We start from the raw sequence: 20,900 nt of genomic DNA on the forward strand, positions 1-20,900 counted from the left end.
GGTAGTAGAATGCTATCCGTAGAGATGCTTCGGCGGGGCTCAGCATGACGTTCTGAAATCAACTCAAACAGCTTCTTAAACCTATCAACTGGCCCCGCGCCCTGGGTGCCGGATCGCGCCCGGCACCCAGGGCGCGGGGCCTGCCAACGCCAGCCTCCGGCCCGGGCAATTGCCCAAACCGGAGGCTGGCGGCGTGCCAACGAAACTGACCTAGAACGTACGCATGCGCGGGCCGGCGGGGGCGGGGCCGGGCCGCCCGCTTCGCACCACGGTAAATGTAATCGGCACGAGGTAGAAGCTGCGCACGGGCTGGCCCTGCTCGAGGGCCGGAAACAGGGGCGGCAGCTGCGACACCACGCGTACCGCTTCCGCGTCGAGCTCGGGGTGGGCCGCGCCAACCACCAATGGGTTTTGCACGCGGCCTTCTTCGCTTACTTCAAACAGCACCGTTACCTTGCCTTGGAGGCCGGCCCGCAACGCCGCAGGCGGGTACTTGATGTTGCGGCCCAAAAACTCGTACAGCGCCTTGCCGCCGCCCTCGATAACGGGCGGCTCCGTCGGGAACAGGCGCAGCCCCGGCAGCAGGCCCACCGTGCCCGTAGCCCCGTCAAACAACACCGGCACCAGGGCCGCGCTGCTGCTGGGCTGGCCGTTGCGCACGGCCGCCTGCCAGCGTAGGCCGCTGCTGCCCAGCGCCGCCACGGCAGCCTCCACCAGCGTGGCGTCGGGCGCTTGCACACCGGCTTTGGGGTTGCGGGTGGCTTTGTCGCCCATCAGCGAAAGCGGCCGCACGCCGCTTACCTGGCCCAGCGAATCGACCTGCACGCTCACGAACACCAGCGCCGAGGTTTGGGTCTGGCGGGCGGCCTCGGGGTAGGTTGCGCTTTTCAGGTGAGCCGCCAGCGCCTCCTGCCCACCCACGGGCCTGGGTGGGTACAGCTCGGCGGCGGGCCGGGGGCCGCTCAGCAGCGGCTGCACCGGCGGCAGCCGGAAGTTGATTTGCAGCGTTTGGGCCACCGGCACGGCGCGCCCGGCCTGCCGGCCCGGCTCCCAGGCAGGCATCGTCTGAATCAGGCGCAGGGCCTCGGCCTCAAACAGCGGGTTGCTGCTTTTGACGATTTTGACCTGCTCGGTGGTGCCCGCGGGGCTCACCACGAAACTCACGAACACCCGGCCTTCGAGGCGCTGCGCGGCGGCCTCGGCGGGGTATTGCCGGTGGCGGTTGAGGTAAGCGTACACCGAATCTGCACTGCCACCCCGAAACCGGGGCATTTGCTCCACAAACGTGTACGTAGCCGGTGCCGCTGCGCCAGCACCCGCCACTTGACCTAGGGCGGCAGAAGTCACGAACAACCCGGCACCGCAGAATAGAGAACGTAATAGCATAGCCACAAAAAAAGCCCGGATGCGTCAGCTTTCGGGCACATCCGGGCTCAATAATTTTCACTCGAGCTTACTTAATCAGCCCTTGCCGCAGCATGTACTCGGCAATTTGCACGGCGTTGGTGGCGGCACCTTTGCGCAGGTTGTCGGCCACCACCCACATATTCAGGGTGCGGGGCTGCGATTCGTCGCGGCGCAGGCGGCCTACCAGCACGGCGTCGCGGCCGTGGGCGTCTTTGGGCATGGGGTAGCGGTTGTTGGCCGGGTCATCAACCACCTCCACGCCTTCGGTAGCCTCGAGCAGGCGGCGCACTTCGCCCAGGTCGAAGTCGCGGGCAAACTCCACGTTCACCGACTCGGAGTGGCCGCCCATTACGGGGATGCGCACCGTGGTGGCGGTTACGCGAATGGTGTCGTCGCCCATAATCTTCTTGGTTTCCTTCACCATCTTCATTTCCTCCTTGGTGTAGCCGTTGTCCTCGAACACGTCGATGTGCGGCAGCACGTTCAGGTCGATGGGGTGGGGGTAGGCGGGGTTGCTGGCCGGCTGGCCGGCGCGCTCCTGCATCAGCTGATCCACGGCCTTTTTGCCGGTGCCCGTAACGCTTTGGTAGGTGCTCACCACCACGCGCTCCACCTTGTAAGCCTCGTGCAGCTTGCTCAGGGCCACCACCATCTGAATGGTGGAGCAGTTGGGGTTGGCAATGATCTTATCTTCCGGGGTGAGCACGTGGGCGTTTACCTCGGGCACCACCAGCTTTTTGGTGGGGTCCATGCGCCAGGCCGAGGAGTTGTCGATTACCACGGTGCCTACCTCGGCAAAGCGCGGGGCCAGCTCCTTGCTTACCGAGCCGCCGGCCGAGAAAATGGCCACGGCCGGGCGGGCGGCAATGGCGTCGTCCATGCTCACCACCTTAAAAGGCTGGCCTTTAAAATGAATGATTTGGCCCACCGATTTCTCGGAAGCCACGGGCAGCAACTCGGTTACCGGAAAATTGCGCTCTTCGAGCACTTTAAGCATTTCGCCACCCACAAGGCCGGTGGCGCCTACTACGGCTACTTTCATATTCAGTATCAGCGGAAAGCTGCTTTGGGCAAAGCAGCTCGCAAAAGTCGGTAAAACGGAAGTATTTTTGGAGAATATCTATTGCTATCCTCGATGCTGCCACGCCTGCTTTACTTGTTTGGGCTGATGCTTTTGGCCTTGCCGGCCGCGGCGCAACTAGCCGAAACCTTCGCCGACGGCGACTTCAGCCAGAACCCCACTTGGGTGGGCGACGCGGCCGCTTTTCAGGTAAACGCGCAGCAGCAGCTACAAAGCAACGGGCCGGCCGTTACGGGCTCCCAAACGCAGCTGGCCACCCCGCAACAGGCGGCCACCGGCACTACCTGGGAGTTTTGGGCCAACCTGCGCCTGGCCACCTCGGGCGGCAACCTGGCCGATGTGTGGCTGATATCGGAGCAAGCCGACCTGAAAGCTGCCGGCAACCGCGGCTACTTTGTGCGCCTGGGCGGCACGCCCGACGAGGTTGCTCTGTTTAGGAAAGATGCCACGGCCAGCCCGGTGTACGTTATCAACGGCCAGGACGGTACCCTGAATTCGACCACCAACAACCTGGTGCGCGTGCGCGTTACGCGCAGCCCCGCCAACGTCTGGACGTTGGAGCGCGACCTCACGGGCGGCCGCACCTTTGCCAGCGAGGGCACCGCCACCGATGCCACCTACCAGCGCAGCCAGTACCTAGGCGTGCTGCTCACGTACTCGGCCGCCAACAACCGCAACTTCTATTTCGACGACTTTCGGGTCGTCGATGCCACGCCGCCGCAGCTGGTAAGCGCCACGGCCGTATCGGCAACGCAGGTTGATGTGCAGTTCGCGGAGCCGGTGGCTACCTCGGTAGCGGCCAGCTCGTTTCGGCTGGGCAACGGCGCCGTTGCCACCGCCGCGCAGCCCGATGCGGCCGATGCCAGCCTGGTGCACCTCGCCTTCGGCGGCAACCTGCCCCTAGGTCAGAATACCCTGGAGGTGCGCAACGTGGCCGACTTGTTCGGCAACGCGGCCGCGGGGCCGCTTACCACCACGTTCCGGTTTAGCGGAGTGCTGGTGGCGCCGGGCGTCAATCAGGTGCTCATCACCGAAATCCTGGCCGACGAAACGCCGCAGGTGGGTTTGCCGGCATCGGAGTACCTCGAAATACATAACCCTTCGGCCACCAACCAGCTCGACCTGGGCGGTGTGCGCCTGCTGAAGCCGGGCAGCAACGCGGCGGCGGTGTTTCCGGCGGGCGCCGTGCTGCTGCCCGGCGAGTACGCGGTGGTGTGCGCCAGCACCCGCACGGCGCAGTTTACCGGCTTTGGCAAAGTGTTCGGCCTCACCAACTTTCCGAGCCTTACCAACACCGCCGACCAACTGCTGCTGCGCGCCCGCGACGGCCGCACCCTGTTTGAGGTACGCTACGCCGACACCTGGTACCGCGACAACCGCAAAAAGGAGGGCGGCTGGGCCCTGGAGCTGATTGACCTGGGCAACCCTTGCGCCGGCGCCGACAACTGGCAGGCCAGCCTCGATGCCAGCGGCGGCACGCCCGGCCGCGCCAACTCGGTGCAAGCCGCCAATCCCGACCGTACCCCGCCGCAGCTGCTGGCCGCCGTGGCCGTAACGGCTACGCGCCTGCGCCTCACCTTCGCCGAAAAGCTCGATAGCACCCTCGCCAGCAACCCCGCGCTGTACCGCGTGTTGCCCAACGGCCCGGCGGTGCAAAGCGCCGCCCCGGTGCCGTTCGACTTCCGGACGGTGGAGCTGACCCTAGGTGCGCCGCTCGCGCCCAACCAGCCCTACACCGTGCAGGTGCAGCGTGCTACCGATTGCGTAGGCAACGGCACCGGCCCAATTACCTCAGCCACCATTGCGCTGCCCGTGCCCGCCGCGCCCGGCAACGTGGTTATCAACGAAGTGCTGTTCAACCCGCGTTCGGGCGGCTACGACTTTGTGGAGCTGCTCAACCGCTCGGGCAGTTACCTGAGCCTGCAGGGCTGGCGCCTGGCCCGCGAGTTGCCCGATGGCTCGCTCGATGCCCACAACATCAGCCCCGAGCCGCTGGCGCTGGCGCCCGGCCAGCTGGTGGTGCTCAGCGAGCGGCCCGAAATTGTGCAGGCGCAATACCCCAACAGCCACGAGGCCGCGGCGTTTCTGCCGCCCGTAAGCCTGCCCTCATTGCCCGACGATGCCGGCGTAATTGTCCTGCTCGATGCGCAAAACCGCACCATCGATAGGCTGGCCTACGCCGAAACCATGCACCTGCCGCTGCTCGATACCCGCGACGGGGTGTCGTTGGAGCGCATCCGGCCCGACGGGCCCAGCACCGCCGCCAACTTTCATTCGGCGGCCGGCAGCACGGGCTACGCCACGCCCGGGCGGCGCAACTCGCAGTACCAAACCGAGCCCGGCGGCGACAAACAGTTTGCCTTGGAGCCCGAGGTCTTCACACCCGACGACGATGGCCAGCAGGATTTTGCCACCCTCAGCTACCGCCTCGATGGCGCCGGTTACCTGGCCAGCATCACGGTGTACGATGCCCTGGGCCGCCTCACGCGCCGCCTGGTGCGCAACGAAACGCTGGCTACCACCGGCTTTTTCCGCTGGGACGGCCTCACCGATGCCAACCGCAAAGCCGCCGTGGGCTACTACGTGCTGCACATCGAGCTCTTTCAGCCCAATACCGGCATTCGGCGCGAATACAAGAAAACCGTGGTGCTGGGTGCGCGGCTGTAGCGGCTACGCGGCACCTAGGGCTTGGGCCCGGCTGTCATGGCGAGCAAAGCGAGACATCTGGGGGCTGACGTTGTTTAGCCTGTCATCCTGAACCAAGCGAAGGAGCTGATCGGGACCTCACCCCCCGGCCCCCTCTCCAAAAGAGAGGGGGAGCGGATGCTATCCGACGTCAGCACGCGAGATGCCTCGACAAGCTCAGCATGACGATACCGCCCAACGTCCGCCCGCCAGATGTCTCGCTTTGCTCGGCATGACAGCCGGGCCCAAGGTCACCAGGCTCCCCCTCTCTTCTGGAGAGGGGGCCGGGGGGTGAGGTCCAACGTGAGGCCCCTCGTCAGGATCACAACGGCGCGCCATACAACGCGACCTAGGGCAGCGGCACTCAACCGCGGCTTGCCGTGGCCGGCGGCCACCAAAACCACCTGGTATAAATACTGAAAAAGCAAGCTGGGCAATATCCATCTGGTTGTCAGGGCGTAATAATGGGCAGACTCCAATGTCCAACCATTAATGATATCCGACTTACCATGAAAATTCTGTCACCTTCCGCCCACGGCGTACTCGACTACATCGTTTCCATCTTTTTCCTCATGGCTCCGCTGCTGTTCGATCTGCAGCACCCGTACTCCACGGCGTTCTACACGCTGGGGGCCGGCTACCTGCTCATTGCGCTGCTCACCGATTACCCGCTCGGCTGGATGCGCGTAATCCCCTTCCCGATGCACGGCGCCATGGAGCTGGTTAGCGGCCTGGCATTCATTGCATTGCCCTTCATCTTTGGTTTCTCCGACTCCGAGCCCACGGCCCGCAACCTGTTCATCGGCTCGGGCATTATGTTCGTGATGTCGTGGCTGATTACCGACTGGAAAGCCTCGCACGGCCACAGCCGCACCGGCACCCTGCTCACCGATGCCGGCGAAATGCGCCACTAAGCAAGCCTGCTTGCAGCCCCAACCACAGCGGCCGGATCACCCCTAGGTGGTCCGGCCGCTGTGGTGTGTAGGCACCTGGGGCCGGGGGTTACCGGCGCACCGTGAATCCCACAAAAAATTCGCGGTCCATGTCGCGGTTCAGCGCAAAGTGCCCGCCGAAATCGAACTGCACGTTATCGGTAAGGTTGATGATGGGCGCCACGTTTACGGAGCTGCGCCAGCCCGTGTGCTTGGCGTCCCATTTGGTTACGCCTTCGAGCAGAACCGACAGCTTCTGGTTTACCTCGTAATCGACGGCCACCGAGGGCATCACCCGCACAAAATGTTCGGCATCCTCGCGGTCGTAGTTCAGGTCGGTTTCGAGTTGGGTTTCCAGGTTCCATTTCTCGCCGATGTGCCAGTCGAGGGGCAAAATAAGGCCGCCCTCTACGCCGCCTTCGCCGGCCTGGCCGCCGGTGGGCAGGCGCACGTAGCCCACCGCGGCCACGGCCACGGGGCCCTCCTGGTCGTCGCCAATAAAGTTGTGCTTCAGGCGCACGGCCACGTCGCCAAAGCCCCGGTGCGTTTGCCAGGTGGGCTCGTCGGCCATGCGCTCTTTCTGCACGCTGTACAGTGGGGTTTCTACTTGCACATCGGTGCGCCGCCACAGGCCCAGCTTGGCCGTTACGTAAGCCGCGTGCCACTCCCGCTCGCGCTTGTCGTCGTCGCGGCGGTTGATGAGGCGCAACGCGTCGGTTTCAATCTGCAGGTGGCCGGCATCAACGGTAAACGGGCTTTCGGTAACGCCGGGGCGGTCGGGGCGCAGCTCGCGCAGCTGGTTGCGCGGCACGGGTTTAAATAGGTGAAATCGGGCCGAATCGTACGGCGACGACTTGGCCGGGCCGCCAGCTTGAGCGTGCGCCGAGGCACACCAAGCCCAAGCGGCCAGCAGACAAAGTATCCGGTACATGGTTGGGGAAGAAGTAAGGGGTTGTGCCCCCGCATACGCGGCCTGGGCCAGCTTGGGTGCGTGGTGTCCGCTCGCCGGAACCATTCGGTGCCAACCCAGCAAAAAGCCCGAACCTGCATGGGGTCCGGGCTTTTGTTGGGTTGGCACCTAGGCGAATCCGGTAGCCCCGGCGGGCGCGTTGCACGCGCCCCTACAGCGTGTACCGCACTCCCAGAAAACCGCGGCGGCCCTGCACCGGCGCGTAGTTGTACTCGGTATCGAAGGTGTAGCCGTTGGGGTTGTCCTGCTCGATGTACTTGTCAAACGGGTCGAACGCGCGGATGAGCACGTGGCGCGGCAAGAAGTTCAGCAGGTTTTTCACGCCGCCGTACACCTCCAGGCCTTTGCCGAGGCGCTTGGTAGCCTGCAGGTTTTGCAGCGAATACCACGGCGAGCGGCTGGGGCGGTAGTCGTTGGGCTGCACGGGCAGCAGCATGGGGCCGTTTACCTGCCCGGTGTAGTCGAGGGTGAGGCCCCACCGCTCGGCCGTGTACGAGGCCGCGTACGTGCCCGAAAACGCCGGCGTGTGCAGCTGCCTGATTTGCTCGGTGGGCCCATCGGGCGTGCGCTGCTCGCGGCGGTACACATCCAGCGCCGTGATGCCGGCCATGATTTTTACCTGCGTACCTAGGGCCAGGTCGGCGTTGAGCGTGGCCCCGCGCGATACGGCAAAGCCGCGCAGGTTGCGGTACACAATCAGGTTGGGGTCGGTGTCGTAATCGGGCGTGATTTTGTTGGTGAAGTACGTCCAGAACAAGCTGCCATCGAAGGTGAGCGAGCCGGTGGCCGTGCGCAGCTGGTGCACGTAGTTGAGGGTGGCGTTCCAGGAGCGTTCGGGGCGCAGCTGCTCTTCTACCACCACGGTGCGCGCGCCGGTAAGGGCGGCGTGGTCTTCGGTAAACAAATTCACCACCCGAAAGCCGTTGCCCACGCCCAGGCGCAGCACGCGGCTGCCGTCGTCGGTGCCCCACTTGTAGTTGGCCCGCGGCGACAGAATGGCCCCGTGCCGCGAGTTGTAATCGAGGCGCAGGCCCGTGAGCAGGGTGGCGTGTTCGGTAAGGCGCCATTCGTCTTGGGCAAACACGCCGGGCAGCTGCACCACATCGGGCTGGTTGCGCACCAGGTCGGTGGTGGCTTGCTCGGTGGCGGGGGTGTTGTCGTCGTACCAGGTGTAGCGGTACGCCGAGCCCAGCAGCAAATTGTGCCGAATGCTGAGGGCGCGCGTCCACGTCAGCTGGCCAAAGCCTACGTGCTGGGTGGCGTTGTAAAGCGTGGTGCCGTACACCGAGTTCTGGCGGTGGCGGTTGTACGAGCCGCTCAGCATCACCTTCTGGCCCCGAATGGGCAGCTGGTATTGGCCCAGCAGCTCGTAGCGGCTGGTGTAAATGCTTTCGCCGTAAATGCTGTCGGTGCCCCGAAACTCGTTGCGCCACGGCAGTTGGCCGCCAAACCGGTCTTCGTAGTAATAGCGGCCGGCCAGCGTAGCCACCTGGTTTTCGGGCCGCGCCAAGCTCCACTTGTTAAACACCGAGGCGCGCTTCTGCGTCGGCAGGTCCGTAAACCCGTCGCGGTTCACGTCGCGGCGCTGGTTGAAGTGAAACACGTTGCCGGTGAGCAGCGAGGTAGCCTTGCCGGCGCGCAGGGTGGTGCCCAGGTCGAGGTTGGTTTCGCCGTGCGAGGTGGCAAAGCCATCCGCCGAGAGGCGCGGGGCCTTTTGGGGGTCCTTGGTAATTACGTTGATCAGCCCACCTAGGGCCTCTGAGCCGTAGAGCGTAGAGGCCGGACCCTTCACCACCTCGATGCGCTCCACCATGCTGTTGGGGATGCCGCTCAGCCCGTACACCGTGCTCAGGGCCGATACGATGGGCATGCCGTCGATGAGCACCATGGTGTAGGGCCCCTCCAGGCCGTGAATATGAATGTCGCCGGTGTTGCACACGTTGCAGTTCAGCTGCGGGCGCACGCCGTTTACCAGCGTCAGGTTCTCGAACAGGCTGGGCGCGGGGTTTTTCTGGAAGAACTTGGGCGTGTAAATCTCCACCGGTACCGGCGATTCGCTTTTCACTACCTCGCCCAGCGTGCCGCTGATTACCACGTCCTGCAGCTCGTTGGCTGTGCTGGCCAGCAGCAGGTTGTGCTCGGCCGTGGCGCCGGCTTGCACCGTAACGGTGCGCTCGGCGGGTTTGTAGCCCACGGCCGTAGCCACCAGCTGGTAGGTGCCGGGCGGTACTTGCTTCAGGGTATAGGTACCGGTTTCGGAGGCGGTGGTACCTAGGGCGGTGCCTTTCAGGGCCACGGTAGCAAAGGGCACCGGCTGCCCGCCCGCGCGCACCTGCCCGCGCAGCGTGGCCGTTTGGGCCCACACCCGACCTAGGGCGCAGCTTAGTAGTAACAGAACAAGTAGCAGCTGTTTCATAGCGTATTTAGGTGCGGCGGCGTTTGGTATTTAGGCGAGTCTAAAACTCGAATTGGGCGCAAAAAAACGGAGCTGCCTCGGTGGGCCGGCTCCGCTTTTTAGGGTTAACCGAAGAAGGTTTCGTAGAGCAGGTAGGCGTTCAGGGCGATGATGATGGCCGATACCGACCAGGCCACCAGCTTCACCCAGGGCTTGTTGGCAAAGGGGCCCATTTTCTGCTTGTCGCCGGTAAACAGCACCAGCGGCACCACGGCAAAGCTCAGCTGCAACGACAGAATTACCTGGCTGAGGACCAGCAGCTCGCCGGTGCCTTTTTCGCCGTACAGCAGCGTAACTACAAAGGCCGGCACCACGGCAATCAGCCGCGTAATCAGGCGGCGCAGCCACGGCTTAAGCTTCAGGTTGAGGAAGCCTTCCATCACAATCTGGCCGGCGAGCGTGCCCGTAAGGGTGGAGTTTTGGCCCGAAGCCAGAAGTGCTACCGCGAATACCACGCTGGCCGCACCCGCGCCGAGTACCGGGGCCAGCAGCTTGTGCGCGTCGTGGATGTCGGCCACCTGAAACAGCCCGTTGCGGTGGAAGGCCGCAGCGGCCACCACCAGGATGGCCGCGTTCACGAAGAAGGCCATAAACAAAGCCACCGACGAATCGATGGTGGCAAACTTGATGGCCGAGCGTTTGCCTTCTTCGTCGCGCTCGAAGGCGCGCGTTTGCACAATGCTGGAGTGCAGGTACAGGTTATGGGGCATTACGGTAGCCCCCAGTATGCCGATGGCCACGTAGAGCATGGCCGGGTTGGTCACGATTTCGGTTTTGGGCACCAGGCCGGCCGCCAGAGCCGCCCAATCGGGCCGCGAAATGAACACTTCGTAGGCGAAGCAGCCGAAAATGATGAAGATGAGCCCCGCTACCAGCACTTCCAGAATCCGGAAGCCCCGGTTTTGAAAGTACAGCACCACCAGCACATCCAGAATGGTGATGAGCACACCCAGCGTGAGCGGAATGCCGAACAGCAGGTTGAGGGCAATGGCCGAACCGATGACCTCGGCCAGGTCGCAGGCGGCAATGGCAATTTCGCAGAGCAGCCACAGGGCCATGGCTACCGGCTTGGAGTAATGGTCGCGGCAGGCCTGGGCCAGGTCGCGGCCGGTTACGATGCCGAGCTTGGCCGCCAGGTGCTGCAGCAGCATGGCAAACAGGTTCGAAATCAGGATTACCGACAGCAGCGTGTAGCCGTAGCGCGAGCCGCCCGCAATATCGGTAGCCCAGTTGCCGGGGTCCATGTAGCCCACGGCTACCATCAGGCCCGGGCCCCAAAACGCCATCAGCTTGCGCCAGAACGAGGCATTGCGGCCCGGCACACGAATGGAGGCGTACACCTCGCCCAGCGAAGGCGCGTGCCGGGGTCGGCGCCAACCCGGGTCGGCGCCTTCGGTGGCCGCTGGCACGGCAGGCGGAGTAACGGGTGGGGTAGGGGTATTTACGGTAAGCATCAAATCAAGAGGAGATTTCAGCGCAAAGGACGTTAATTTTTAGGCTTGCCTAAAATATTTTTTAAGCCCACTTAAATACCGGCTTCGCGCCAAAAAGTTTCGCCGTATCGGGGCACGCATCCGTTTAGGTCGGATGTTTACGCTTTCATTGCCCCCTACAGTTGCTCCGCATGCTTGCCCTCAAACGCAACCGCTTCGGCCTGCTTTCCTTGGTGGTAAGCGTGGTGCTGGTGTTCACCAAGTTTTACGCCTGGGCCCTTACGCACTCGCAGGCCGCCCTCACCGACGCGCTCGAATCCATCATTAACGTGTTCACGAGCGGTTTTGCGCTCTACAGCATCTACCTCTCGGGCCTGCCCAAAGACCAAAACCATCCCTACGGCCACGGCAAAGTGGAGTACCTGTCGGTGGGTTTCGAAGGGGCCCTGATCCTGGGTGCCGGGGTGTATATTTTTTCCAGCGCCATCCAGGCCCTGCTGCACCCGCACACGGTGCAGCAGCTCGATTGGGGTGTGCTGCTGCTGGGCGGTACGGCCGTGGCCAACCTGCTCACGGGCTTCGTGCTGGTGCGCCAAGGGCATAAACTGCACTCGCCAGCCCTGGTGGGCGATGGGCAGCACCTGTACCTCGATGCCGTGAGTACGCTCGTATCGTGCGCGGCCCTGGGGCTGGTGTACTTCACCGGGCTGGTTATCTTCGATACGGTAGCGGCGCTGATCCTGGGTGTGGTAATCGTGGTGAACGGCTACCGCATGCTGCGCCGCTCGGTATCGGGGCTGATGGATGAATCGGACGTGAGCACCGTGGAGCGCGTGATTGCCGAGCTGCAGCAGCACCGCCAACCGCCGTGGATTGATGTGCACAATCTGCGCATCGTGCGCTACGGTGCCAACCTGCACATCGACTGCCACATCACCATTCCGTACTACTTCAGCCTCGAAGAAGCGCACACCGAGGTGTCGCGCATCGAGGAGCTGATCCGGAGCCGATTCGAGGTAGAGGTGGAAATGTTTGTGCACGCCGACCCCTGCACCTTCAGCGCCTGCCCGCACTGCTCCATGCCCGATTGCCCGGTGCGCCAGCACGCCTTTACCCGCCTCGTGCCCTGGACGCTCGACAACGTGGTGAAAAACGAGCGGCACCAGCTCGACGAACCTACTACCGCCTAACGCAACGGGGGCTGCCACTTGGCAGCCCCCGTTGCGTTAAGTACCTAGGCGCCGCGCCTACCGAATCAGCTCGACCCAGCCTTTGCGGCGGGTGCCGTTGCCGAAGGTAATCTGGTAGTAGTACACGCCCGCAGCCTGGCCGGCGCCGTCCCAGTTGTTTTGGTAATCGGCCCACTCGGCCACCTTGCGGCCCCAGCGGTTAAAGATTTCGAGGCGTTGGGCGGGCAAGGCGGGGTCTTTAATGACGAACACATCATTAACGCCGTCGCCGTTGGGCGTGAACATGTTGGGCACCGGCGCCACTACCCGCACCACAAACGAAGCCGTGTCGGCGCAGCCCGGGCCCAGCTCGGTGGGCGCAACGGTTACAAAATAGCGCGTAGTAGCCTGGGGCCGAACCCGGATGGTGGCGCTGTTTGCGGCCCCGGCACCTAGGCCGCTGGTGCCCGCCGGGGTGCTGGCTCGCCAGCTGTAGGCGTAGCCCACGGGCACGTTGTTTACCGCGAGCGGCCGGTTGGGGCGGGCAGTAAGGGCAATTTCGTCGCGGCGGGTAACGAGCGTATCGCGCCGAAAGCGGGTGCCTTTGGGCGGGTTGGTGCCAGCTACTACCACATCGGCAAAGCTGCGGCGCGCCACCTGCACCACGATGATGCGGTTCTGCACGGCTCGCACGGGGCAGGCGTTGTCTTCGATGCGCACCGGAATGCGGAAGGTGCGGCCCGCCAGGCTGATATCGGGGCGCAGGCGCAGCTTGCCCACCGGGGCGTTGGTGCCGTTGCCCAGCAGCGCAAAGGGTCGGGCGGCGGCGTTGCCAGGGTCGCGGAACAGGGAAGCGTAGGCCGGTTCGGTGGGCTCGGCGAAGGTTACCGTCAGCAGGTCGGCGGGGTTCGGGTCGCGGAAGTTGATGTCGAGCTCGGTGTACTCGCAGGTTTGGGCTACTACAATGGTCGAGTCGGTATTGGTAACCAGCTGGTTGGCCTCTTGCACCAGCGGCACAGCCCTAGGTGCATTGGGCACCTGGTTGCCGCCGCAGTCGATTACCACCACCAGCATATCGCGCCGCACCGAGCCCACTTTGTAGTAGCGGCCGCCCACCCGGCGGTACTCCGTAACCTTGCCCACCACGGCGTACTTGTTGCGGCCATCGGAGCTGGGCCCTGGGAAGTAGAAGGCGGGCGTGAAGGTGAAGTTGCCGGCCTGCGCGTTGAAGGAAAAAAACGGCGTGGCCGTGCGCACCGGGCAGCTGCCCCCAAACGTGTAGGAGCCAATAGGGAACACCGGCGAATACGCCGCCGTGCCGCCCGGGATGGTTACCACGCAAGGGTTGGTGGGCGAGTTGCTGGGGTCGAGGATCAGCCCGCCCAGCGGCGAGTACGATTCGTAAGTGGTAAACTGATTGCAGCCCAGCAGCGGCCGCTCCAGCGAGTACACCAGCGAGTCGCCGTCGGGCTCGGTAGTGGAGAAAGTAATCTGGGTACGCTGCCCCACGCACACAAACGGCACCGGAATGTCCTGATCCTGGTACTGCGGCGAGGTGTTGCTAACGGCCAAAGGCCCGCCGGGCAGCGGCAGCTGGTTGTTGAGCGTGGCTTCGTAGCGCAGGTCGGTGTTGCCGGGGATGTTCGCCAGCGCGGGGCGGTTGCTTATTTCCACGCTCAGCGTCCACTCGGGCGCGGGCGGCAGCGTGATTTCGGCGGTGTAGCGAGCGGTTTCGTAGTTGGTGAGGCCGTTTACCAGGCACTGCGTAGGCCCGCCGGGTATGCTGGGGCACCAGGGGCTACCCGCCCGGAGCGGCCCACGCACCAGCGTAGCCGAAAAGTTACGCACATCAATGGTGTTGCAGGAGGTGGCGGGGCTGCCCACGCGGCAGTTCAGGGTAAGCTCGGCGTTGGCCTCGTTGCCCGAACAATCGCGGAAAAACCGGCACGTTACGCGGTAACGGTTGGAGCCGGGCGGGCCGATGGCTTCATAAGTAAGTTCGCCGCCTTGCGCGTGCGAGGCCCTCGCCCCAGGTGCGCTCAGCAGCACCAAACACCACGCAGTAAGCCAGAAAAGATAAACGGGTAATCGTTGCTTCATGAGCAATAGGCAAGCAGAGGAGTAGCCGCTGACAAGCAGCGCAACCGAAAGTTACGCACATTTTGGGGCTGCCTCGGCTTAAAATCAGGGGCGCAGCAGACGGCTGCGCAGCTCGGTGCCATCGGGCGTGCGCACCCGGAGCAGGTACAGGCCCGGCGCGGCCGGCGGCAACGTAAGCCGGGTAGCACCCGCAGCTAGCTCGCCCTGCCACACTTGCCGCCCCCGGGCATCGGTAAGCAGTGCCGTGGCGCCGCTGCGCAGCGCCGGCAATTGCAGCGTAGCAGCCGTGGCGGCCGGCGCGGGGTTGGGGTAGAGTGTCAGACGCAAAGCAGTCGGCCGGTTAGTCGAGGTGGGAGTGAAGGCGCGATTCTCAAGCACCAATATTCGGTCGTCGGAGGGGCCGGGGTTGGCGCGGCCGTCGCGGTTGGAGGTGCCCACGTACACGCGCCCCTGCGGCGACACGCAAATGGCGCGCAGGCGGCCGTAGGTGCCCGCCCACAGGTTGTTTTCGCGCAGCACCTGCTCGCCGTTGCTCGATAGCGGCAAGGCCGAAAAGGTACCGGCCTTCAGGCTCAGCAGCAGCAGGTTGTTGCGCCACTCGGGGATGGTGGGGTGGTCGTAGTAGGCGAGGCCCGAAACACCTAGGGTGGGCGTCCAGGCCATCAGCGGCTCGCGCACGTTGTTGGCCTGGCAGAACGCCTGCTCGGCGGGCAGGTTGCAGAAGCCCTCCACGTTGGGCCAGCCGTAATTGCGGTTCGCCTCGATCAGGTTCAGCTCGTCGTCGTTGCTGGGGCCGTGCTCCGAGCTGTAGAGCTTGCCGGTGCCCGGGGCCCGCACCAGCCCCTGCGGGTTCCGATGACCTAGGGTATACACCAGCGAGCCGGGCACGGGGTTGTTGGCCGGGGCAGTGCCGTCGAGGTTCAGGCGCAGGATTTTGCCCGTGAGGCTGCTGCGGTTTTGGGCCGAGGGCAAATCCTGCGCGTCGCCGATGGTCATCAGCAAGGTATTGTCGGGCAGCAGCAACAGGCGCGAGCCGCTGTGCGTGGTTTGGGCCGGAATGCCCGCCAGCAGCACCTGCGGGTTGCTGAGCGTATTGGTGCCGACGGCGTACTGGTAGCGCACCAGCTTTTCCTTCAGCTGGCCGCCGTCGGTGTAGTTGTACACCACAAATACGCCGTATTGGTTGCTGCCCTGGGTTGGTACCACGGCCATGCCCAGCAGGCCGCTTTCGCCGGTTTCGGTTACGTCGGCAATGGTGAGCAGCGGCGTTACGGTGCCGGTAGCGGGGTCGATGCGGCTCACGCGGCCGCCGCGCTCCGTCATCCACAGAAAGTTGTCGGGGCCCCACAGCAGCTCCCAAGGCGTGTCGAGGCCGGTGGTAAGCGTGGAGATGCTCACGGTGGTGTTGCCCACCTGGTAGCTGCTGGGCTGGGCATCGGCACTCCTGGGAGTACAATTGGCGCCCAATACGATCAGCAGAAAACATGCGGCGAAACGTTTCATACGCAGAAGCTTATGGGTGAACAACAGCCGGAAAGAGCAAGCTTACAAGCATAACGGTTTTAGGTGCGGTTCGGATTGCGGATATTTCCGGCAGTGCCGCCGTTCTACCCGTTTCCTTTCCCCTCCATGAAAAAACTTTTCCCCGCGCTGCTCGGCGGTGCCGTGTGCTTTGTGGGCGGTGCCCTTACCATGCGCGCCACCGATGCACCTAGCGCCATTACGGTGCCCATGCTGCGCGCCGCGCAGGAGCTCATCGGTCTGCACTTTACGGATGCCCAGCTCGATTCGGCCCGCCGCGAAGTGACTGATTCGCGCAGCAGCTATGAGGCCTTGCGCAAGCTGCCTATCGGCAACGGCGTGGCGCCCACCATGATCTTCGATCCTGTGCCGTTGCGCCTGCGCCAGTTTCCGGGCAAGAAGGTGGCTCTGTTTGGCATGGGCGATGACAAGCTGCCCAAAATGGGTAAGGTAACACTGCCCGCCAACCGCGACGACCTCGCCTTTTACACCGTGCGCCAACTGGGCGAGCTGCTGCGCACCAAGCAAATCAGCTCCGAAGAGCTGACGAAGTTCTTCCTTGTGCGGTTAAAAAAATACGACCCCAAGCTGTTATGCGTAACCTCTCTTACTGAAGAGCTGGCCTTGCAACAAGCTCGCGAAGCCGACAAAGAGATTCGCCGCGGCAAATACCGCGGGCCCCTGCACGGCGTGCCCTTTGGCGTGAAAGACTTGTTCAGCACCAAGGGCTACAAAACCACCTGGGGCTCGGTGCCTTATAAAGATCAGGTTCTCGAAGAAGACGCCGCCGTGGTAACGCGCCTGCGCGATGCCGGCGGGGTGCTGGTGGCCAAGTTTACCCTAGGCGAGCTTGCCATGGGCGACGTGTGGTACGGCGGCATGACGCGCAGCCCCTGGGATATCAGCAAGGGCAGCAGCGGCTCGTCGGCTGGCTCGGCATCGGCGGTAGCTGCCGGTTTGGTGCCCTACGCCATCGGTACCGAAACCCTAGGTTCGATTGTAAGCCCCAGCACAGCGTGCGGCACAACTGGCCTGCGCCCGACTTTTGGCCGCGTAAGCCGCCACGGCGCCATGGCTCTGAGCTGGTCGATGGACAAGATCGGGCCTATTACGCGCTCGGTCGAAGACTGTGCTCTGGTGTTTAATGCTTTGGAGGGCGAAGACCCGCGTGATCCGGCCACGCTGTTGATTCCGCGCTACGGCACACAGTTTCAGTATGCTTTCAACGTTGACCTGAAAAAGCTGCGCATCGGCTACGTAAAAGCCGATTTCGACCGCACGTACCCCACCAAAGCCAACGACCAGGCCGTGCTGGAAACCCTGCGCAAGCTGGGCGTGCAGCTCGTTGAGCTGGAACTGCCCAAGCTGCCGGCCGGCGACATGACCTTCCTGCTCACGGCCGAGGGCGCCGCCGCCTTCGACGACCTCACCCGCTCGGGCCGCGATGCCAGCATGGTAAAGCAAGACCGCAATGCCTGGCCCAACCTGTTCCGGGCTTCGCGCTTTGTGCCGGCCGTGGAGTACATCCAGGCCCAGCGTGCCCGCCGCTTGCTGATTGAAGAACTGGATGCCCGCATCAAAGACCTCGACGGGTACGTGGCGCCTTCGTTCAGCAGCAACCTCGTGATTACCAACCTCACCGGCCACCCGGCCGTGGTAGTGCCCAACGGCTTCCGGCCCGGCGGGCTGCCCAGCACCATCACCTTCACGGGGCAGCTGTACCAGGAGGCCAAGCTGCTGGCCCTGGCCAAGGCTTACCAGGACGCCACCGAGTTCGACGAAAAGCACCCGCCGCTCAACTTCTAACCCTAGGTGACAACTCCCGACCAACCCCTTGCAGCCTCGTTGGCCGCGCGCTGGCAACAAACGGTAGCCCCGCTGTTGCCGGCCGCAGCCGGCGAGGCTGCCTGGTGTTACGTGCTAGGTGCTTACGCAGGTTCCGACCGGCATTACCACGCCTTGCCGCACCTGGTCACCATGTTTGCAGTGCTTGATGCCCACCCCGAGAAAGCACCCGATGCGGCGGTGCTGGAGCTGGCCGTGTGGTTTCACGATGCCGTGTACGACCCCTTGCGCCACGACAACGAAGCCCGCAGCGCCGAGGCCGCCCGGCAGCACCTGCAAGGCAGTCGCCTCACGGCCGAGCAGCTCGCCCGCCTCGATTACCTCATCCGGCGCACGCAGCACCACGCCCGCACCGAGCCCAACGACGGCCCCGATACGGCTTTGCTGCTCGATGCTGATTTGTGGATCCTGGGTGCCGAGCCTGCGCAATACGCCGCCTACGCCCGGCAAGTGCGGCAGGAGTACCACCTGGTGCCCAAGCTGCTGTACCGCCCCGGCCGGGCCAAAGTGCTGCGCCATTTGCTTGAGGCCCCGCAACTCTACCGCACCAGCTACGCACAGCAACACCGCGACGCGGCCGCCCGGCGCAACCTCGCCGCCGAGCTGCAAGCCTGGGAAGCCGGCCGCGGCCTCGACGACCTAGGCGTATGACCTAAACTGCCCCTAGGTGCCCGGAGCTGGTTGCAACGGCGGCACCTAGGGCTTGTCTTTCGCGATGCGTAAGTTGCGCTTCGTCCTTTCTCTCCCCCGAATACCACCTTTATGCGTTTTTCTAGTGCGCTGCGGCTGCTGGCTTTGTGGCCGGTAGCAGCCGTTGCCCAAACTCCGCAGGCTGGTTCGCCGCTGGCGCCGCTTACCGTCGAGAAAATCATGCGCGAGCCGGCCCAATGGCTCGGCGGTCTGCCCTCGGCCCAGTACTGGAGCGAAGACGGCAAGCGCATTTACTTTCAGTGGAACCCCGAGCGCGCCCGCCGCGACTCGCTCTACTACACCACGCCCGATGGTAAGGCGCCGCGCAAAGTAAGCCTGGCCGAGCAGCGCCAGCTGCCCTCCGCCCGCGGCGACTACGATGCCGCCCACACCCTCAAGGTGTACGAGAAGGACGGCGACATTTACTTGCTCGAGCTGAAATCGGGCAAAACGCGGCGCATCACCAACACCGCCGAGCGCGAGATGGAGCCTGAATTTGCCCTGCAAGGCAAAGCGGTAAGCTACACCCGCAACGGCAACCTGTTTACCTGGGACCCCGCCACCGGCGAGACGACCCAGCGCACGGATTTCCGGCGGGGGCAGCGGCCGCCCGGCCCATCTACGGATAAATCGGAGAAGTACCTGCGGGCGCAGCAGCTGGCCCTTTTTCAGGTGATTAAACAGCGCGAGCAAGACCGCGAGGCCCGCGAGCGGCTGCAAAAGGCCCTGGCCAAGCTGCGGCCCAAGCCCATTTACCTAGGCAACCAAACCGTCGAGAACCTGCGCCTCTCGCCCGATGGCCGCTACGTAACCTACTCGCTGGTGCAGGCCCCCACCAACGATAAGGTAGCTATTGTGCCGGCCTTCGTCACGGCTTCGGGTTTTACCGAAGACATCAACACCCGCAACAAAGTAGGCGCTCCGCAAACGGCCTACGAGCTGGGCATTTACGACATCGGCCGCGACACTACCTTTGTGCTCGGCTATAAAGAGCTGAAGGGCCTCGACGAGCAGCCCGCCTACCGCAAAGAGTACGCCCTGAAGGCCAAAGCTCCCGTGCCCGCCGAAGGCGACAAAGCCAACGGCAAAGACAAGCCCGCCACCGAGCTGCGCCGCGTAATACCCCACGGGCCGTACTGGAACGACTCCGGCCAGCGCGCTTTTCTGGTGATGCGCTCCACCGACAACAAAGACCGGTGGATTGTGTCGCTCGACCCCGCCACCCAGAAAATAGCTCTGCTCGACCGCCAGCGCGACGAAGCCTGGATTAACGGCCCCGGCATTGGCTACGAAGCCGGCAACGTAGGCTGGATGCCCGATGGCCGCCGCATGTACTTCCAGAGCGAAGAAACCGGGTACTCGCACCTCTACACCGTGGATGCGGTTTCGGGACAGAAAAAAGCCTTAACCAGCGGCAACTTCGAAGTGCAGCAAGCCAAGCTCAGCCGCGACAAGAAGACCTGGTACCTCACGGCCAACAAGTCGCACCCCGGCGAGCAGCACTTCTACCGCATGCCAGCCGAAGGCGGTCAGCTCACGCAAATCACTACCCAAAGCGGTGCCCACGAGGTAGTTCTTTCGCCCGACGAGAAAACCCTGGCCGTGCGCTACAGCTACGCCAACAAGCCCTGGGAGCTGTACGTGATGGACAACAAGCCCGGCGCCAAAATGCGTCAGCTCACGCGCTCCACCACCAAGGAGTTCGAGAGCTACAAGTGGCGCGAGCCCGAGGTAATAACCTACAAAGCCCAGGACGGCGCCCTGGTGCACGCCCGCCTCTACCGCCCCGCGCAGCAGGACCCCACCCGGCCGGCCGTCATCTTCGTGCACGGGGCCGGCTACCTGCAGAACGCGCATAAGTGGTGGAGCCAGTACTTCCGCGAGTACATGTTCCATAACCTGCTCGCCGACCGCGGCTATACCGTGCTCGATGTGGATTACCGCGGCTCGGCCGGCTACGGCCGCGACTGGCGCACCGGCATCTACCGCTACATGGGCGGCAAAGACCTCTCCGACCACGTCGATGGCGCCAAGCTGCTGGTGGAGAAGTACAACGTCGATCCGCAGCGCATCGGCATCTACGGCGGCTCCTACGGTGGCTTCATTACCCTCATGGCCATGTTCACGCAGCCCGAGGTATTCAAGTCGGGTGCTGCCCTGCGCTCCGTTACCGACTGGGCCCACTACAACCACGGCTACACCGACAACATCCTCAACGAGCCCTACAACGACTCCGTGGCCTACGCCCGCTCGTCGCCCATCAACTACGCCGAGGGCCTGAAGGGCAACCTGCTGATGTGCCACGGCATGGTCGATACCAACGTGCACTTCCAGGACATCGTGCGCCTCACGCAACGCCTTATCGAGCTTGGCAAAGACAACTGGGAACTGGCCGTGTACCCCGTGGAGGACCACGGCTTCGTGGAGCCTTCGTCGTGGACCGATGAGTACAAGCGCATCCTGAAGCTGTTCGAAACCACGCTACGCAACCAGCCGGGCACTGCGGGGGCAGGCTCCGCTGCCGGCAGCACGGGCGGTAAGTAGCACCTAGGGATAAGCCCGACAAAGCAAAGCGGCCGCGCCCTAGGTTGGGCGCGGCCGCTTTGCTTAAG

13 protein-coding genes are annotated in these 20,900 nt (G+C 63.9%); 6 read left to right on the forward strand and 7 right to left on the reverse strand.

Annotated features, from left to right (window positions below):
• Positions 1–210: 210 nt before the first annotated feature.
• Positions 211–1,386 carry an energy transducer TonB gene (locus OIS50_RS17335; protein WP_264691894.1) on the reverse strand — a complete coding sequence of 392 codons (1,176 nt, stop codon included), beginning with the start codon at positions 1,384–1,386 and terminating at the stop codon, positions 211–213.
• Between the two features lie 67 nt (positions 1,387–1,453).
• A complete protein-coding gene (locus OIS50_RS17340) occupies positions 1,454–2,449 on the reverse strand; it encodes an aspartate-semialdehyde dehydrogenase (RefSeq protein ID WP_264691895.1) in 996 nt (331 codons plus the stop codon).
• A 93-nt stretch (positions 2,450–2,542) separates the two neighbouring features.
• Between OIS50_RS17340 and OIS50_RS17345 the strand changes: the two genes are divergently transcribed.
• Together OIS50_RS17345 and OIS50_RS17350 are read left to right on the forward strand one after the other, a co-directional pair.
• Positions 2,543–5,155 (forward strand): lamin tail domain-containing protein, encoded by a 2,613-nt coding sequence (locus OIS50_RS17345; protein ID WP_264691897.1) that lies wholly within the window; start codon positions 2,543–2,545, stop codon positions 5,153–5,155.
• Between the two features lie 527 nt (positions 5,156–5,682).
• On the forward strand, positions 5,683–6,087 hold the full coding sequence (locus OIS50_RS17350; RefSeq protein WP_264691898.1) for an SPW repeat domain-containing protein: 405 nt from the start codon (positions 5,683–5,685) through the stop codon (positions 6,085–6,087).
• Between the two features lie 88 nt (positions 6,088–6,175).
• Here the strand turns inward: OIS50_RS17350 and OIS50_RS17355 are convergent, their stop codons facing one another.
• The 3 genes from OIS50_RS17355 to OIS50_RS17365 form a co-directional block, all read right to left on the reverse strand.
• Positions 6,176–7,036, reverse strand: a complete 861-nt coding sequence (locus OIS50_RS17355) for a transporter (protein ID WP_264691899.1) — start codon at positions 7,034–7,036, stop codon at positions 6,176–6,178.
• Between the two features lie 190 nt (positions 7,037–7,226).
• Positions 7,227–9,491 (reverse strand): TonB-dependent receptor, encoded by a 2,265-nt coding sequence (locus OIS50_RS17360; protein WP_264691900.1) that lies wholly within the window; start codon positions 9,489–9,491, stop codon positions 7,227–7,229.
• 104 nt (positions 9,492–9,595) lie between these two features.
• The gene (locus OIS50_RS17365; protein WP_264691901.1) at positions 9,596–10,984 is read right to left on the reverse strand and encodes an Nramp family divalent metal transporter; all 1,389 of its coding nucleotides are present in this window, start codon (positions 10,982–10,984) and stop codon (positions 9,596–9,598) included.
• Positions 10,985–11,154: 170 nt separating this feature from the next.
• Here OIS50_RS17365 and OIS50_RS17370 point away from each other — a divergent pair, with 170 nt between their 5' ends.
• Positions 11,155–12,153: a cation diffusion facilitator family transporter gene (locus tag OIS50_RS17370; protein ID WP_264691902.1), complete on the forward strand. Its 999-nt coding sequence runs from the start codon at positions 11,155–11,157 to the stop codon at positions 12,151–12,153.
• Between the two features lie 57 nt (positions 12,154–12,210).
• On the opposite strand, the gene OIS50_RS17375 is transcribed toward OIS50_RS17370, so the two are convergent.
• Positions 12,211–14,232 carry a gliding motility-associated C-terminal domain-containing protein gene (locus OIS50_RS17375; RefSeq protein WP_264691903.1) on the reverse strand — a complete coding sequence of 674 codons (2,022 nt, stop codon included), beginning with the start codon at positions 14,230–14,232 and terminating at the stop codon, positions 12,211–12,213.
• 84 nt (positions 14,233–14,316) lie between these two features.
• Positions 14,317–15,735: a PQQ-dependent sugar dehydrogenase gene (locus OIS50_RS17380; RefSeq protein ID WP_264691904.1), complete on the reverse strand. Its 1,419-nt coding sequence runs from the start codon at positions 15,733–15,735 to the stop codon at positions 14,317–14,319.
• Positions 15,736–15,861: 126 nt separating this feature from the next.
• On the opposite strand from OIS50_RS17380, the gene OIS50_RS17385 reads away from it, so the two are divergent.
• From OIS50_RS17385 to OIS50_RS17395, 3 genes are all read left to right on the forward strand, one after another.
• Entirely contained in the window at positions 15,862–17,559 is a 1,698-nt protein-coding gene (locus OIS50_RS17385) for an amidase (RefSeq protein WP_264691905.1), read from the forward strand.
• Positions 17,560–17,565: 6 nt separating this feature from the next.
• Positions 17,566–18,249, forward strand: coding sequence for an HD domain-containing protein (locus OIS50_RS17390; RefSeq protein WP_264691906.1), 684 nt, complete (start codon positions 17,566–17,568; stop codon positions 18,247–18,249).
• 111 nt (positions 18,250–18,360) lie between these two features.
• Positions 18,361–20,832, forward strand: coding sequence for a prolyl oligopeptidase family serine peptidase (locus tag OIS50_RS17395; protein ID WP_264691907.1), 2,472 nt, complete (start codon positions 18,361–18,363; stop codon positions 20,830–20,832).
• The last annotated feature ends 68 nt before the right edge of the window (positions 20,833–20,900 follow it).

It is taken from the genome of Hymenobacter sp. YIM 151858-1 (assembly GCF_025979705.1).
Taxonomy (GTDB): domain Bacteria; phylum Bacteroidota; class Bacteroidia; order Cytophagales; family Hymenobacteraceae; genus Solirubrum.